At 62.6% G+C, this 15,597-nt stretch carries 14 protein-coding genes; 8 read left to right on the top strand and 6 right to left on the bottom strand.

The window, feature by feature from the left end; translation table 11 throughout:
- Positions 1 to 344: 344 nt before the first annotated feature.
- Positions 345 to 971 carry a GGDEF domain-containing protein gene (locus tag B3605_RS10920; RefSeq protein ID WP_296433829.1) on the bottom strand — a complete coding sequence of 209 codons (627 nt, stop codon included), beginning with the start codon at positions 969 to 971 and terminating at the stop codon, positions 345 to 347.
- 454 nt (positions 972 to 1,425) lie between these two features.
- On the opposite strand from B3605_RS10920, the gene B3605_RS10915 reads away from it, so the two are divergent.
- The 4 genes from B3605_RS10915 to B3605_RS10900 are packed head-to-tail and all read left to right on the top strand — an operon-like array spanning position 1,426 to position 7,161.
- On the top strand, positions 1,426 to 2,787 hold the full coding sequence (locus B3605_RS10915; protein ID WP_296433828.1) for a TolC family outer membrane protein: 1,362 nt from the start codon (positions 1,426 to 1,428) through the stop codon (positions 2,785 to 2,787).
- Between the two features lie 20 nt (positions 2,788 to 2,807).
- Positions 2,808 to 5,213: a type I secretion system permease/ATPase gene (locus B3605_RS10910; protein WP_296433826.1), complete on the top strand. Its 2,406-nt coding sequence runs from the start codon at positions 2,808 to 2,810 to the stop codon at positions 5,211 to 5,213.
- Entirely contained in the window at positions 5,210 to 6,499 is a 1,290-nt protein-coding gene (locus B3605_RS10905; RefSeq protein WP_112944441.1) for an HlyD family type I secretion periplasmic adaptor subunit, read from the top strand. The genes B3605_RS10910 and B3605_RS10905 overlap by 4 nt, the downstream gene beginning before the upstream one ends.
- A 2-nt stretch (positions 6,500 to 6,501) precedes the next feature.
- On the top strand, positions 6,502 to 7,161 hold the full coding sequence (locus tag B3605_RS10900; RefSeq protein WP_112944440.1) for a ribbon-helix-helix domain-containing protein: 660 nt from the start codon (positions 6,502 to 6,504) through the stop codon (positions 7,159 to 7,161).
- A 6-nt stretch (positions 7,162 to 7,167) separates the two neighbouring features.
- Here B3605_RS10900 and B3605_RS10895 read toward each other — a convergent pair whose 3' ends face one another.
- Positions 7,168 to 7,560, bottom strand: coding sequence for a GFA family protein (locus tag B3605_RS10895; protein WP_112944439.1), 393 nt, complete (start codon positions 7,558 to 7,560; stop codon positions 7,168 to 7,170).
- A 153-nt stretch (positions 7,561 to 7,713) separates the two neighbouring features.
- Here B3605_RS10895 and B3605_RS10890 point away from each other — a divergent pair, with 153 nt between their 5' ends.
- Entirely contained in the window at positions 7,714 to 8,037 is a 324-nt protein-coding gene (locus B3605_RS10890) for an ArsR/SmtB family transcription factor (protein WP_047507735.1), read from the top strand.
- Between the two features lie 4 nt (positions 8,038 to 8,041).
- Complete coding sequence (locus B3605_RS10885) at positions 8,042 to 8,470, top strand: SRPBCC family protein (RefSeq protein WP_112944438.1); 429 nt, start codon at positions 8,042 to 8,044, stop codon at positions 8,468 to 8,470.
- Positions 8,471 to 8,588: 118 nt separating this feature from the next.
- Here B3605_RS10885 and B3605_RS10880 read toward each other — a convergent pair whose 3' ends face one another.
- Entirely contained in the window at positions 8,589 to 9,386 is a 798-nt protein-coding gene (locus B3605_RS10880; protein WP_296433819.1) for a transglutaminase-like cysteine peptidase, read from the bottom strand.
- Between the two features lie 414 nt (positions 9,387 to 9,800).
- On the opposite strand from B3605_RS10880, the gene B3605_RS10875 reads away from it, so the two are divergent.
- The gene (locus B3605_RS10875) at positions 9,801 to 11,033 is read left to right on the top strand and encodes an ABC transporter substrate-binding protein (protein ID WP_112944436.1); all 1,233 of its coding nucleotides are present in this window, start codon (positions 9,801 to 9,803) and stop codon (positions 11,031 to 11,033) included.
- 21 nt (positions 11,034 to 11,054) lie between these two features.
- Here B3605_RS10875 and B3605_RS10870 read toward each other — a convergent pair whose 3' ends face one another.
- The 3 genes from B3605_RS10870 to B3605_RS10860 form a co-directional block, all read right to left on the bottom strand.
- Positions 11,055 to 12,581, bottom strand: a complete 1,527-nt coding sequence (locus B3605_RS10870) for an ABC-F family ATP-binding cassette domain-containing protein (protein ID WP_112944435.1) — start codon at positions 12,579 to 12,581, stop codon at positions 11,055 to 11,057.
- 294 nt (positions 12,582 to 12,875) lie between these two features.
- Entirely contained in the window at positions 12,876 to 13,241 is a 366-nt protein-coding gene (locus tag B3605_RS10865; RefSeq protein ID WP_112944433.1) for a hypothetical protein, read from the bottom strand.
- A 49-nt stretch (positions 13,242 to 13,290) separates the two neighbouring features.
- A complete protein-coding gene (locus B3605_RS10860) occupies positions 13,291 to 14,847 on the bottom strand; it encodes a helicase HerA-like C-terminal domain-containing protein (RefSeq protein ID WP_112944432.1) in 1,557 nt (518 codons plus the stop codon).
- Between the two features lie 244 nt (positions 14,848 to 15,091).
- Here B3605_RS10860 and B3605_RS10855 point away from each other — a divergent pair, with 244 nt between their 5' ends.
- Positions 15,092 to 15,487: a hypothetical protein gene (locus B3605_RS10855; RefSeq protein ID WP_047507717.1), complete on the top strand. Its 396-nt coding sequence runs from the start codon at positions 15,092 to 15,094 to the stop codon at positions 15,485 to 15,487.
- Positions 15,488 to 15,597 lie beyond the last annotated feature (110 nt).

Below are 15,597 nucleotides of genomic sequence, written 5' to 3'. Positions count from 1 at the left end.
AGTCTGCTTGCGCGGTCGGTGGATGGCGAATGAAGCCACGCGGACTGTTTCGCTTCGGGTGGTGAGAAGCGTTGCGATACCAGTGGCTGATGAGGCGCGGCGGATCTTGGTGGTGCGGCAGTTTTTCGCTGTTGCGGCAAGCCGCTACGATTGCGATATGCCTCAAGCCTCAAGCCTCAAGCCTCAAGCCTCAAGCCTGCGTGCGTCTGTATCGACGCCTAATCTCGCCGGCCATCCAACGCCTGGCCGAAACCGCGATCCACGCGCCAATCGCCCAAACGAAAAGAGGCGCCCCACGGCGCCTCAAGATCACGTCGCGATTGCTCCCGTGTCCACCTCAGCCCTCAGGCCGCCGGCAGTCTCGAAATCGGCACGATCTCGTCGCTCTCTCCACCGCCGCGGTCCATCGCCATTTCGTCGGCCAGCTGGCGGATGTGGTTGAAGTCGGTCGGGCCGTCGAAAACCGCGCCGCCGAGGCGTATGTCGAGCGAAAGCGGTGCGTCGCCGGCGGTGAATGCCGCCTGTTCGCAGCGGCGGCGGATGCGCATGCCGACATCCTGGGCGTTCTCGATCGTGGCGCCCGGCAGGAACACGCCGAGCTCGTTGGTGGCGAGGCGCGCAACGAGGTCGCCCGAGCGTACCGACGACTGGGTGATCGCGGCAAGCGAGTGCATCACCGTGTCTGCCCATTGCGGCCCGTAGCGGCGGCTGATGGCGTCGAGCGTGTCGATGACGACGGCGATCATCACGCCGCCCGCGTCAGTAGAGATTCGCTTGCGGCGGTCGATATAGTGTTCGACGGCGGCCGCGAAGGCAGTTCCGTTGAGCGTCTTGGTAACGCTGTCGTGCCGCTGAGAATAGTTAACGGCGTCCTGCAGTTTTCTGAGTTCGTTATTCTTGATCTGCAGCATCATCAGCAGCGGAAATGCAACAAACAGCGAAATAGCGGTGGCTCCGACGAATCCAACCAAAAATGGTCGCTCCGGCATCAGAAGGTTTAAGATAAGTAAAAAACCGACCGAGAAGGCCGCGAAGCAGATCGAGACGATCGATGCTATGCGCAGTGCGGAAAGGTTTGTTGCGGATTGGTAACGCTGACGGAATTTCATCGCGGGGCGGGTCCCTGTGGAAGTAACGGCAGATAAACACGGGCAGGAAAAGTTGGCGTTAAAAAACCCTGTAAAATTCTAGCTTTAGCTATTGATACTTGGGAATTAACCGTCTCCGCAGGAAAGACCTGTGCCGCAATTGGAATGTGGAAAAATAGGTGTTACTTGTTTGCCGAATGAAAGCGTTCGGTATACGGGTTCACTCGGTGAATTTAGATGTTGAGGGGCATCCGTCTTGTTTAAAACCAAAAGCATTATTGCAGCATTGTCTGCCACTGTTGCTCTGAATTTCTCGTTTTTCGTCGACGCCAACGCGATGTCTTTGCAACAAGCCATCGAAACGACGATGAAAACCAATCCGCAGATACTTCAGGCTGCAAAAGACAAAGAAGCAATCGAGTTTGAACTTCGTCAGGCGCGCGGGCTATACTTACCGTCGGTTGATCTGGAGAGCGGTATCGGCCGCCGCCGGTTGTCGAATTCCTCGACGGGCACGCTGACCTCCGACCATGACTACCTATCGCCAGGCGATGTCGGGGTTACGGTCACGCAGACGCTGTTTGATGGCGGCGCGCGCAAGTCGCAGGTCGATCAGCAGGCCTCGCGCGTCGATGGCGCCTCCTTCCGGGTTCTTGAGCGCTCCGAAGCGCTGGCGCTCGAAGTAATCCAGGATTACCTGGAATATATGCTGCAAAACCAGATCGTTGCCGCCGCGAAGGAAAACGTCTCCTTCCACACGGCGATGGTCGGCGATATCAATGAAAGCATCCGCGGCGGCGCACTCACCGATGCCGACCGTCTTCAGGGCAGCGAACGTCTGCAGGCCGCCAAGGCCCGCATGCGCGAAGCGCTCGAAGAGCTGGAAGCAACGAAGATCCGCTTCATGAAGGCCGTCGGCCAGCCGATCGTCAATGCCCAGACCCCGCCGTCGGTCGCCAAGTATATCCCGAAGACGCTCGACGATGCACTGTTCGTCGCCAACAAGAACAGCCCGCGCATCTTCTCGGCCAACGCCGATGTTGATGCGGCCGATGCCGGCGTTCGCGGCGCGCGCGCCAACTATCTGCCGAAGGTCAATCTCGAGGGTACTGCCCGCGTTGGTAACGACATCGATGGCGATGAAGGCAACACCAACGATTACCAGGTGCGCGTCGTCGCCCGCTGGAACCTTTATCGCGGCGGCATCGATGTCGCCCGCGAGCAGGAGCAGATCCGCCGCGCCGGCGAAGAGCGCTATGCGCTTGCGCAGGTCCAGCGCGAGGTGAAGGAATCGGTCAGTTCCGCCTGGAACGAACGCGTCAGCCGCGGCGAACTGTCTGGCATCCTTGCCAAGCAGTCGTCGATCAACAACCAGCTGGTCGGTTCCTACCGCGAGCAGTTCAAGGTCGGCCAGCGCTCGCTGCTCGACGTGCTCGATGCGCAGAACACCCGCTTCAACACCAAGGTGCTGGCTGATACAGCCCGCGTTGCCTCGCTGTTTGCGGAATACAAGATCCTCGCCGCATCCGGCAATCTGCTTCAGACCATGAAGCTGAAGCCGCTGGATCAGGCCAAGCCCTACGCACGAGAAGAGTTCGCTGTCCCAGCGGCCGCTCAGAATCCCGGATATGCCGAAGTCGACTCTCATCAGAAGGCTGGCATGCCTATGGACCTGCTGGCGCCGATCCGGCAGCAGTAGTAGTCAGGTGACCATAGAACATGCGGAACGTTGCATCTGAGACGAACGGCAGCATGCCGCTTCAAACATTCAAGGCCGCGTTCAAGTCCGTGGCAGCGTTCTATGGTCGACCAAGCTCCGATACGGTGCTCTTCTCCGGCCTTCCGGATGAGATCACCGAATCGCTTGAGGGCGATGATGTCGAGCAGATGGCCGAGCGCATCGGCCTTCAGGTCATCAAGCATCCGGAGCGCGATTGCCGGCTGGGCAATTTCGATTGTCCCGCTATCGTCGCATTCGCCGATGGCGGCGTGCTCCCGCTGCTGGAGATGGCCGAGGACGGCTCCTACATCACCGACATCGTTCCCGTTGCCGGCGTTTCCTCGCGTCTGTCGCGCGAGGATCTGATCGCGCTAAAGCCCGAGACGGCCTTCGCCTTCACGCTCTACTATCAGAACGCGTCCGAAGAAGCGCTTGTTGGTAATGCCGTCGAGATCGAAAAGCGCCACTGGCTGGCAACGACGCTGGCGCCTTACTGGCGCACCTATGTCCGCGTCATGGTGGCAGCACTCTTCATCAATCTGATCGCGCTCGGCTCGCCGCTCTTCACCATGAACGTCTATGACCGTGTTCTGCCCAACAAGGCGATCCCGACGCTCTGGGTTCTGGCCGCCGGCATCACGCTCGCCTATCTCTTTGATTTCCTGCTGAAAACCGCGCGCTCCTCGCTGATCGACTATGCCGGTCGCAAGGCGGACCTGCGCCTATCGCAGATGCTCTTTGACAAGGTGTTGAACTCGACGCTGGCCTCACGCCCGATGTCGACGGGCGAATATGCCAACCGCGTCACGCAGTATGAGTTCGTGCGCGAATTCTTCACCTCGAACACGATCGGCGTCATCATCGACAGCCTCTTCGTCTTCATCTTCCTTGCCGTCATCTATCTCATCTCCGGCTGGCTGGTCGTTATCCCCGCCGTCGCCTTCGTGCTCTCGGTCGTGATCGGTCTCTACGCCCAAGCCGCGATCGGCAAGCGCATGGCGACCGCCGCCAACGAGGCCTCGCGCCGCCAGTCGCTGCTGGTCGAAACCATCTCGACGATCGAGACGCTGAAGAGCCTGCGCGCCGAAGCCACCATGCTGCGCCGCTGGCAGGAACTGACGAAATATTCCAGCCGCACCAGTGAAGAGATCAAGCACGTCTCCACCAACGCCATCAACATGACCATGTTCGTGCAGCAGATGGTGAGCGTTCTGATCGTCATCGCCGGCACCTACGAGTTCTCCGAAGGCCGCATCGCCATGGGCGCGATCGTTGCCACCGTGATGCTCGCAAGCCGCGCCGGCGCGCCGCTCGGCCAGATCGCCATGACGCTGGCGCGCTTCCGCCAGGCCACCATGTCGCTGCGCATCCTCGACAAGATCATGGAACAGCCTGACGACCGCCCCTCGACGGTCGGTTTCGTCAATCGCGAGATCACCCGCGGCGCCTTCTCGTTCCAGGATGTCTCGTTCCAGTATCCGGGCTCGGATTACCCCGTCATCAACAAGCTGTCCTTCAACGTCAATCCGGGCGAGCGCATCGGCATCATCGGCCGCATCGGCTCCGGCAAGACCACGCTCGGCCGCCTGCTGGATGGCCTGTTTGCCCCATCAGGCGGTCGCGTACTGATCGATGGCGTCGATATCCGCCAGTATCATATGGCTGAAGTGCGGGCCAACGTCGCCGTCGCCGGCCAGTCCTCCGATCTGTTCTCCGGAACGGTGAAGGAAAACCTGCTGCTCGGCCGCGCCGACGCCACCGATGAGGACCTGCTCGAAGTCGCACGCATGACTGGCGTCGACGAGTTCGTCGGCACCCATCCGCGCGGCTTCGACATGCCTGTCGGCGAGCGCGGCAGCAATCTGTCGAGCGGCCAGAAGCAGGCGCTCACCATCGCCCGTCTTCTGCTCACGCGCCCCAAGGTCGTGTTCCTCGACGAGCCCTCGGGCGCCATGGACCTCGCGACCGAGCGCAACCTGATAGCCCGTCTCTCCAAGGCCTTCGACCGCAAGACGACGCTCATCATCGCCACCCATCGCTACAGCATGCTGGATCTCGTCGACCGCCTGATCGTCATCGACAAGGGCCGCATCATCGCCGATGGCCCGAAGCAGGCCGTCATCGAAGCCATGCAGCGCAAGCCCGGCGCGCCGGCTCCGGCCGTGGCCCCGCAGGCTGTGCCGGTCGCAAGGCAGGCTCCGGTCACGCCGGTCGCCATGTCCGTCGCTCCGGTCACCTCAGTCGCGCCGGCCCCCGCAGGCTCGGCCGCCATGCCGGTCGCGCAAGTGGCAACCGCTGCTCCGTCCCATCCGATCCCGGTTGCCTCCGTCGCCTCCGGCGCGCCTGTCGGCCCGGCGGCGGCTGCGAACGTGACGCCGATCGTTCCGGGGGTTAAGCTGTCATGAAGAACAAGCACGACAACCCGCCGTTTCTCGCCCGCGCCATTCTCGGCCTCGTGGCGCTCGTCATCGCCAGCTTCGTCGCCTGGGCGGCGATCGCCAAGATCAACGAGATCGCCCGCGGCGAAGGCAAGGTCATTCCCGTCTCGAAGACGCAGATCATCCAGTCGTCCGAACCCGGCGTCGTCCAGCAGATTGCGGTCGTTCTCGGCCAGGTCGTGCGCAAGGGTCAGCTCCTGGTCCAGCTCGACAACACCACCACCACCTCTACGCTCGGTGAATCGGTTGCCAAGGCCCGCGCGCTCGGCGCCAAGGTGGCGCGCCTGAAGCTCGAGGAAGAGGGCAAGTACGACGAGCCCTATAATTGCCCAGAGGATATTCTGGCCGTCGCCAAGGAAGTCTGCGCCAACGAGGCCCAGCTCTTCGCCGCCGATCGCGCCAGCTACACCAACAAGCTCGGCGTGCTGAAAGAGCGCGTCCGCCAGCGCGAAAACGAGCTCAGCGAGGCGCACGCCAATATCGATCGCCTGACGCAGAACATCGACGGCGCCCAGCGCCAGTACGATCTGATCAGTCCGCTCGCCAAGAAGAAGCTGGTCGCCGAAACCGAAGTCTTGAAGACCGAGCGCGATCTCACCGATCAGCAGGGCCAGCTCAAGGTCTATCAGGAAAGCATCGATCGCCTTCAGGCCGCCGTGCAGGAAGCCAAGCTGCAGCTCGGCGATCTCGCGCTCGAACTGCGCCAGCAGGCGCTGACGGACAAGGCGCAGGCGCTGGCCGAGCTCTCGGTCGTCGACGAAACCGTGCGCGGCGCGTCCGATCGCGTCAAGCGCACCGACATCCGCTCGCCGGTCGATGGCATCGTCAACACGCTCGAGGTCAATACGATCGGCGCCTATGTCGATCCCGGCCGCGTCATCGCCGGTATCGTGCCGACGGCCGATACGCTGCTGGTCGAAGCCAAGATCTCGCCGCGCGACGTCGCCTTCATCCGCCGTGGCCAGCCGGCCATCGTCAAGATCACCGCTTACGACTTCTCGATCTTCGGCGGCCTCGAAGGTATCGTTGAAAACATCTCGGCCGACAGTCTGGTGGAGAAGGAAAAGGGCGAGACCTACTATCTCGTGCAGGTCAAGACCGACAAGTCGGAGCTCTCGCGCGACGGCAAGACCTATCCGATCATCCCGGGCATGGTCGCCTCGGTCGAGATCATGACCGGCAGCAAGACCGTGCTCAGCTATCTCATGAAGCCGATCAACAAGGCGCGCACCGAAGCGCTGACGGAGCGCTGACCATGCTGATCGTCAAGCCCGGAATTCAGGACGCAACCGATCTCGAACCGACCGACGAGCAGCTGCCCGCGATCGACGCCGAAGAGATCGAGCCGCGTTTCCGAGCTGTCGCGGGTCGTGGCGGCGAGCGCCGCGGCATCCGGCTGGAGCGCATCTATTGGGACGGCCTCGGCCGCATGTCGGCCTCCGGCAAGATGTCGACCGCCGATCTCGTGCACTACACCGCCTCGCAGATGCCGGAATCCGGCAATCTCGCCTCGCTGCTGCGCGTCCTCAGCCTCAAATGGGCGCTGCGCCGGCTGGATACGGTCGAGGACATCTCCTCGCTCGCCAATGTCAACGCCATCATCCAGGCCTCGCCATCGCCGGCGATCCTGTTGACGCATGAAAAGAAGGTACAGCTCTTCAACGACGCCTTCTTGTCGATGCTGCGCCAGCGCCTGCCGCTCGGCGATCTCGCGCAGCTCACCAAGAGCCTGCGGTTCTCGATCGACACTCAGATCGAGGAAGCCATCGCCACCCTGTCGCGCAACAAGGGCAAGACGCTGGCGACAGGCTTCACCATCGCCGTGGGCACCCAGACCATGAAGGGCCAGATCAATCTGGCTTTGGCGCCGACGCACGAGAAGTCGATGCTCATCGGCTACATCTCCCGCTACTGATCCACCTCAATCCTCGAAACGCCCCGCCGCATCCCGGTCGTGCTCGTACCGGTGCTTCAACGGAAACGCCGGAAGCCACCCCTCGCGGCGGATGGTCCACAGTTCATAGCTCGGCTGGAACTGGTCTTTACTATCAAGCGACCCGAGATTGACCTCGACCTCATCGCCGCTCCGCCCAAACACCGGCGACCCGCAACGCGGACAGAAGAACCGCCCATTATAATCCCCCGTCTCCCCCTCGACCCGCACCGCGTCCTCGGGAAAGATCGCCGAGGCATGAAACAGCGCCCCATGATGCTTGCGGCAATCCATGCAATGACAGATGCCGACCCGATAGGGCGCACCGGATGCCGTAAAACGAACGCGGCCGCAGAGGCATCCTCCGGTAACTTCGCTCATTGCGTCTCTCCTCCGTCAGCGAATGTTTCAGGCAAACGGCAGCGTAGCGCAAAAAGTTTCCGGGGAGGGCGCCTTTCACCTCTGTAAAGATATTCACCCATGTGGTTGACTATCGCTTGGATATGGATATATTCAACCACATGGGTGAATGAAATGGATGAAGACGCACTGTCACGGATATTGAAGGCCGCGGGGGATACCACGCGGCGCCAGATCCTGACGCTCCTCGTGCAAGAGGGGCCTCTCAGGGTGACGGGGCTTGCTGCTCATTTCGACATGTCCCTGAATTCCGTCTCCAAGCACATCAAGGTTCTGGAGGAGGCGGGGCTGGTCACCCGGCGTACTTTGGGCCGCGAGCATTTCATTGCCGCGGAGCTTGAACCGCTGAGACTGACGGAAGACTGGTTCGCGCAACTGAAGTCGATATGGGAGCTGCGCCTGACGGCGTTGGAAGAGTTACTCGTTTCAAAGGAGTGAAGTCATGTCCGAACTTGAACTGACGGTAAGCCGCAAGATCGCCGCCTCGCGCGAGAAGATTTTCAACGCCTGGCTCTCGCCAACAGCGCTGGCCAAATTCATGAAGACGCCATCGGGCAATTTCGATGCCCGAGGTGTCACCACCGATCCGGTCAAGGGCGGTCGGTTCATGATCGTGATGGTCACACCGGAGCGCGAGATCCCGCATTCCGGCACCTATCTCGAAGTCGATCCCTATTCGCGCCTGTCCTTCACCTGGGAATCCCCTCATTCGCTGGATGACAGCGTCGTCACCATCGACTTGAAGGAGATCGACGCCGAAACCACCGAGCTGACGCTGAAGCAGGTGAAATTCCGCAGCGAAGGCGCCCGCGACGGCCATATCCAGGGCTGGACCTCGATCCTCGGCGAACTCGACAAATACCTCGGCTAAGTCAGGGGGCCGAGATGAAAAAGCCGCCGGCAATGCAGCGCCGGCGGCTCCATTTCGCCTCGGTATCGAAGCGGGATGCGAGAGGAGGCCAGCCCCGGCCCTCGCCCTTGCCTTCAGATCAGAAGGCAACACCTTCGCCAGGCGCGACCTTTTCGATCGGCATGGCAGATGCCATCTGGCTGCCGCCAACGCGCGAGCCGTGCAGGTAGCCCTTGCCGCCGGCGATCGAATAGAGCGGCATGTAGTCGGGCAGGCGGCTATCGGCGAGAACCTCGTCGCGCATGTTGTCGAGAATATAGTGGTTGCCGCCGGCCGAGACCGAGAGAACGGCATGGTAGAAATGGCGCTTCTGGTCGAAGAGCACGACGACCGCCATATCCTTCAGGTCGACGCCCTCGGCATTGAGTGCCGCCATCTTCAGGATCGCGAAATCCTCGCAATCGCCCTGCTGGCGCTTCAGCGTCTCGGAAGGCGTCGCCCAGTAATCGGCGACCTTGTAAGTGTCGATGTCGCGGGCGTAGCGGATCGTGTGGTTGATCGTGGTGTTGACCGCGTTCATCTTGTCGCGCAGCGATGCCTGCGAGGTCTTGGCGAACGATGCCTTGACCGCGCTGACGGCCTCCGTGCACTTGCCCGCGCCGCAGGAAATGGCGGTGCCGCTGGTCATTTCGTCCAGCGAAGGCGCCAGCCGCTTCAGGGCTGCCAGGCGCTTGAAGGGGATCGCCACCGATCCGAACACGCCGCCATCATCGGGGCGCGCGGCGATCGAGGGGCGGGTTGCTGGCTTCACGGATGCGGTGGTCTCTGGGCTGAATGCGGCGGCCGCAACCGGCGCCGGCGTCTTCAGGGTCGCGAGATCGACCGAGCCGAAAGCCTGTGCGAGACCGCGTCCGGCAAGCGTGACGAGGCGCGCCATGCCGCCGACGCTGACAGCGCTTGCCGCCTGCTCGGCGATGCTTGCTGAAATATAGCTGGAGTAAGATGCGCCGTACGCTTCTGTATTATAAAGAACAGAAGCCGATGCGTGATTGTAATAAAAAGAAGAAAATGCCGAAATGAGTGCGATAAAAGCGATTTTGTTTGCTTTTGTTCTTTTGGTCACGGGACTTAATTTCTCCACTTGTTGGGAGAAATGTACAGATCAGCCATAAATATCGGGTTTGGAAGCGTGGATAACTTAGAACGAAGTTATCCGCTCAAAAAAGCTGAAAATTTTAGCTTTTCCGTCAACTAAGTTTGGGGGAAGGGTTTGCTTTCGCCAAATGCCTATGCAGATATGAGGCCGCGAAATGGCCGCTATAGACGGCCTGATTAGGGTTTGGGGGAAGCAGTGATCGTTGACGGCAGGGATGAGGCGCGTGGCGCGCATGGTTTACGCGGCGTCCTTCGCGCAGCCCACAAGGGCGCGCAAGCCGCTCGATCGCTCCTGCTTCTCTCCGTCGTCCTTTCCTGCGGCGCACTCGCCGCCTGCCAGTCCGACGTCGATGGCATCGCCAGGAACGTCAAGACCAACGACATCAAGCCGCCGTCGAGCGACGTCGAGGAAAGCTTCGGCGAAAACGGTGCCGAGATCACTCTGCTGATGCAGAAGGGCTCGAACGGGCTCTTCGAGGGGCCGTCGCGCGATGTCAGGGATGCCGCAGCACTCGGCATCGGCGAGCTCGGCGCCAACCAGGCCTTCGTCAAGGTGATCGACGTTGCGAGCCCCGCCGCAGCGCCTGCTGCGGTGGCCGCCGCCAAGTCCAGAAGCTCGGCGATCCTCATCAGCTATTTGCCGCCGGCAACGACGGCAGCCGTCGCCGCCATGCCGTCCGACCAGCGCCCGCCGCTCCTCAATCTCGGCCAGCCCGTGCCGGCAACATCAGGCAATGTCTACAACCTCGCATCGAGCGAAACCGACAGCGCGCTGGAAGGCCTGCGCGCGGCCGCTGCCAGCGGCCACAAGAAGGTCGTCGTCTTCGCCCAGCGTGATCTCCCGCAGGCAGCCGATCTGAGGCTGGCCGACGCCATCCGTGCCTCGGGCGGCACCTTTCTCGGCATCACCAGATATGACCTGACGGATGCAGCGGCCGCAGCCGCCGTTGGGACGGCCAAGCCGCAGCTGCAGCAGGCCGATACGGTCCTCATCCTCGGCCGCACCGCGATCACCACCACCATCGAAGGGGCGATCAAGGCCGGCGGCCAGAGCAATCTCAATTTCGTCGGCACCAGCGCCTGGCCGCCGCAGACCTACCGCGAACCGACCGCCAACGGCACGCTGATCGCCATGGTCGAGCCCGAGGCCACCTCGCTGATCTCGGAACGCTACCAGCGCCATTACAAGCGCCCGCTCTCGGCCGATGCCGCCTATGGCTATGACGCCATCGCCATCGCGTCGGGCATCATCCGCACCAAGGGTCCGACGGGCCTCAACGCCGAAACGCTGACCAGCAAGGTCGGCTTCCGCGGCGTCACCGGTCTCTTCCGCCTGTCGCCATCGGGCCAGGTCGAGCGCCGCTTGAGCCTCTACGCGATATCAGGCGGCAAGCTCAACGTGCTAGCCGCCGCACCCGCTTCGTTCTAACGCAGGCCGACGGCCGCCCGATCAGCCGGCTGTCGCGGCGGCGGCGAAGAAGCCTTCCGGGCTCTCCACTTCCACCAGCCTCTTGCCGTCGATCTGCCAGAAACGGTTGCCGACGTTGCGGATGAAGTCGCGGTCGTGCGAGACCAGCAGGCAGCTCGCCTGCTGTGCCATCAACTCGCTCTCCAGCGCCTCCTGGCCCTCGATGTCGAGATGGTTGGTCGGTTCGTCCAGCAGGTAGAAGTTCGGGTTGGTCAGCCGCAGCGCCAGCATCCCCAATCGTGCCTTCTGCCCGCCCGAGAGCCTGCCGATCGGCTTGCCCTGCATCTCGATCGTCATCCCGGCGCCGGCGAGCAGCGCGCGGGCTCTCGCGTCGCCGACATCGAAGCGCCTGAGGATCATCCGCATCGGCGTCTCCTCGTCGATCAGCTCGTTCAGCGCCTGGTCGCCATAGCCGAGCACCAGCGACGGCGTCGCCTTGATGCCCTCGACCGCCCCGTCAGATTCGATAATTGCGCGGCGCAGCATCGTCACCATCCGGCTCTTGCCCATGCCATTGGCGCCCAGCAGAACGATGCGATCGCCTTGGCAGATGAACTGCTTGCCGGTCTTGAAGAGCGGCGTGCCGTCCGGCCGCGCCACGATCGCATCCTCGAGCGTCACCAAAACCTTGGCGTGCGTGCCGCGGTTGGCAAGCCGGATCGCCCCCGAAGATCGCTCCAGATGTGCGGGCTTGGCCGCGTCCTCAAGCTTCTCCGCCCGCTGCTTCAGCTGCTTGGTCTTGACGACGAGCAGGTCGCTGCCGGAGTTGATGCCGATATTGTTGAGCTTGGCGGCCTGCTGGCGCAGCTTCTCCGCCGTCTTCATGTCGCGCTGGTAGCGCCGCTCGTCGGCCGCATCGCTGTCGTCGAGCGCTGCCCGCGCTTGCGAATAGGGCAGCGAAAACAGCGCCGATTGCTCGGGCCTCAGAAACAGCGTCCGGTTGGTCGTGGCATCGAGAAAGGCGCGGTCATGACTGGAGATGATGACGGGCATGTCGCGTGGCAGCGCGTTCAGCCAGTCCTCCAGCCGGGCGATCTTGCCGAGGTCGAGATGGTTGGTCGGCTCGTCGAGCAGAAGCACGTCCGGCTCGGTCACCGAGACCCGCGCCAGCATCGCCAGCCGCTGCCAGCCGCCGCTGAGCTGTCCCACCGGCCGCTCGCGCATCTCATCAGGCACATCGAGGCCGGCAAGCACCATGTCGACCCGCCAGCTTTCGTTGAGTTGCTGGTCCTCGGGCAGCGCCTTCAGCACTGCCTCGTGCAGCGGCAGCGCGAGCAGGGCAGGCGGCACGTCCTGTTCGACATGGCCGATAGTGAGCCCGCGCGAGCGGGTGATGTCACCCTCGCTCGGCTCGATCGCGCCAGACAGGCAGCGCAGCAGCGTGGACTTGCCGCGCCCATTGGCGGCGACAAGGCCGATACGGTCGCCGGCGCCGATCGCAAGCGTGAGGTTGGAAAACAGCGGCTTGCCGAGGGTAATGCCGAGATTGCGGATATGGATTGTCGTCATGATCTTGCTCTGGTCTTGCGAGCAAGCACAGGCGCGTCGCGGGCATCAGCCTTCATCGCGCGCGTATGCTCAAGCTCGGGGACTATAAAACATGCAGGCGAGCATAGGCTCACGGCTGCAGTGCCACGAGGGGCGGACCAGGAAGAGGGTGTCGAGAAACGGTCTCTGGTCAGCCCTGCAAACGCATTTGCAGGGCGTTGACGGGGCCACGCTGGCGATTGAATCGGAAATGTATCGTCACGCGCAACCCTCCTTTCTCAAGTATTTCGGCAATAGCATTGCGAGCGCGAAAATTCAACCATGATGCTCGTGCACCGTGATCAGGAAGATGGCATCGGCCTCGATCGCCTTCAGGATCACGCCGCCATCGCTGCGATAGATCTGCAATTCCGAAAGCACGCCCGCGGCCGAAAACAGGATGATGTCGACAAGCGGCCCGTAGGGATCGGCGACCTCCTTGTCGTCGAAATAGCCCGACGCGACCGGGTGCGCCGGCAGGTCGGCGGGCCAATCGGTCCGGTCGCGCAGGCGAAGGCGTAGCGAGCCGGATGCGTCGATCTCGGCGGCGCGGTAGTGGTCGCAGTCCCAGGCTGGCGGCACCTCGCCGCGCGCGGCGTGACGCGCCAGACGCTGGATGATCTGCTTTTCTGCGGGGTTCAACTCTCTCCAAATCAACGTCACGCGGTCGCTTCCGAAAAGAGTTGAGGGATCACCGTTTCAGGCTGCCGAGAATGCCGCGCACCAGCGCCCGCCCGACCTGGGTCGCCACGGTGCGCGCCACGCTCTTCATCGCCGCTTCCACCACCGTCTCGCGCTGGTAGCCGCCGGAGCGGGGGCGGCCCTGCGCCGGCTTCTCGTCCTTGTCGTCGTCGCCAAAGCCCGGCAGCGTCCAGCGGCCGGAGGCGCTTCCCTCGGTCGGCTGTGTCGGCTGCGCCTGCTTGGCGGCATCGGAATCGGATGCCTTCTGCGCCCGCGCCGCCAGGATCTCGAAGGCGGATTCGCGGTCGACATCCTCGTCGTAGACGCCGAGCACCGGGCTCTTGTCCATCACCTGCTGGCGTTCCTGGTCCGTCAGCGGCCCGACGCGGCCGGATGGCGGGCGCACCAGCGTGCGCTCGACGATCGATGGCGCACCCTTGGCCTCCAGCGTCGACACCAGCGCTTCGCCGGTCCCGAGTGTGGTGATCACGGTCGCGCAATCGAAGGCCGGGTTGGGGCGGAATGTATCGGCCGCCGTCTTCACCGCCTTCTGCTCGCGCGGCGTATAGGCGCGCAAAGCGTGCTGCACGCGGTTGCCGAGCTGCGCCAGCACCGTCTCCGGCACGTCGAGCGGATTCTGCGTGACGAAATAGACGCCGACGCCCTTGGAGCGGATCAGGCGCACGACCTGTTCGACACGCTCGACCAGCACCTTCGGCGCATCGTTGAAGAGCAGATGCGCCTCGTCGAAGAAGAACACCAGCTTCGGCTTTTCCGGATCGCCGACTTCGGGCAGCTCCTCGAAGAGCTCCGACAGCAGCCAGAGCAGGAAGGTCGCGTAGAGCCGCGGGTTCATCATCAGCTTGTCGGCGGCGAGCACCGAAATATTCCCGTAGCCGCGATTGTCTGATCGCATGATGTCGGTGATCTTCAGCGCCGGCTCGCCGAAGAAATGCTCGGCGCCCTGCTGCTCGAGCACCAAGAGCGCGCGCTGGATCGAGCCGACGGAGGCCTTGGAGATCAGCCCGTACTGGCTGGAAAGCTCGGTGGCGTTCTCGCCCATGTAGTTGAGAAGGGCGGAGAAATCCTTGAGGTCGAGCAGCGGCAGGCCGCCCTTGTCGGCGATCTTGAAGGCGATGTTGATGACACCTTCCTGCGGCTCCGACGCATCCATCAGCCGGGCGAGCAGGAGGGGGCCCATCTCGGCGATGGTGGTGCGCACCCGGTGGCCCTTTTCGCCGAACAGGTCCCAGAAGATCACCGGGAACTGGTCCGCTTCGTAATCGTCAAAGCCGATCTGCTCGGCCCGCTTGGTCATCCAGTCCTGCGGCTGGCCCTTCATGGCAATGCCGGAGAGATCGCCCTTGATATCGGCGCAGAAGACGGGAACGCCGGCTCTCGCGAAACCTTCGGCCAGCACCTGCAGCGTCACCGTCTTGCCGGTGCCGGTGGCGCCGGTCACCAGTCCGTGGCGGTTGCCGTATTTGAGTTCCAGATATTCGGGGGTGTTGATACTGTCATCAGGGTTGCGGCTGGTACCGATGTAGATCTTGCCATCCTCGAGCATGCGAAAGGTCTCCCTGCCGGCGACGGACGCCGATTGCGTCAAAATGCGGAGAGCATAATCCGCATGTTCATTGTAATATGCTTCGACTGTTATAAGCAGGGACCGCAATGCCGACAACTGTCTGCATTAAAAGGAAAACTGGGATAAGCGCCAATCTTGGTCCGCTCTCCCGCCCGATGCCTTGAGTTGCCACTCGAAGTCGATTAACGTTGACGTTAACGTCAATAAAACCAGGAGGATGACGATGAATGAAATCGTGGATCAGATAGCCGCACGGGTCGGCATTCCGGCCGAAGTGGCGGAAAAGGCGCTCGGCATGATGCTTGGCTTTCTCCAGCGCGAAGCGGCCGACGGCCCGGTCGCCAAGATGATCGAAGCCATTCCGGGCGCCTCCGATCTGGTGGCCCAGTATAACGGCGCCGGCGAAACCGGCGGCGGCGGCCTTCTCGGCAGCATCATGGGCGCTTTGGGCGGCGGCGGCATCATGGCGCTCGGCCAGCAGCTGATGTCGGAAGGACTCGGCATGGGCGAGATCACCTCGCTCGCCAAGGAAACCCTTTCAATTGCCGAACAGCACGCCGGCAAGGAAGTCGTCGACGAGGTCGTCGCTTCGGTGCCGGGGCTCAGCCAGTTCGTTTGATCGGATTGGGTTTGTGGATGATGCAGCGGGCGGATCTTCCGCCCGTTTTGCTGTGGGGTGAGTGCTGAGGTGGGCGTTTGCGCGGTGTGGCCCCCTCATCCGACCCTTCG

The organism is Rhizobium sp. UBA1881, assembly GCF_002338015.1.
In the GTDB taxonomy this organism is placed as follows: Bacteria; Pseudomonadota; Alphaproteobacteria; order Rhizobiales; family Rhizobiaceae; genus Rhizobium.
The sequence above is the reverse complement of the archived record's forward strand: the minus strand, read 5'-3'. Positions and strand labels throughout refer to the sequence as shown.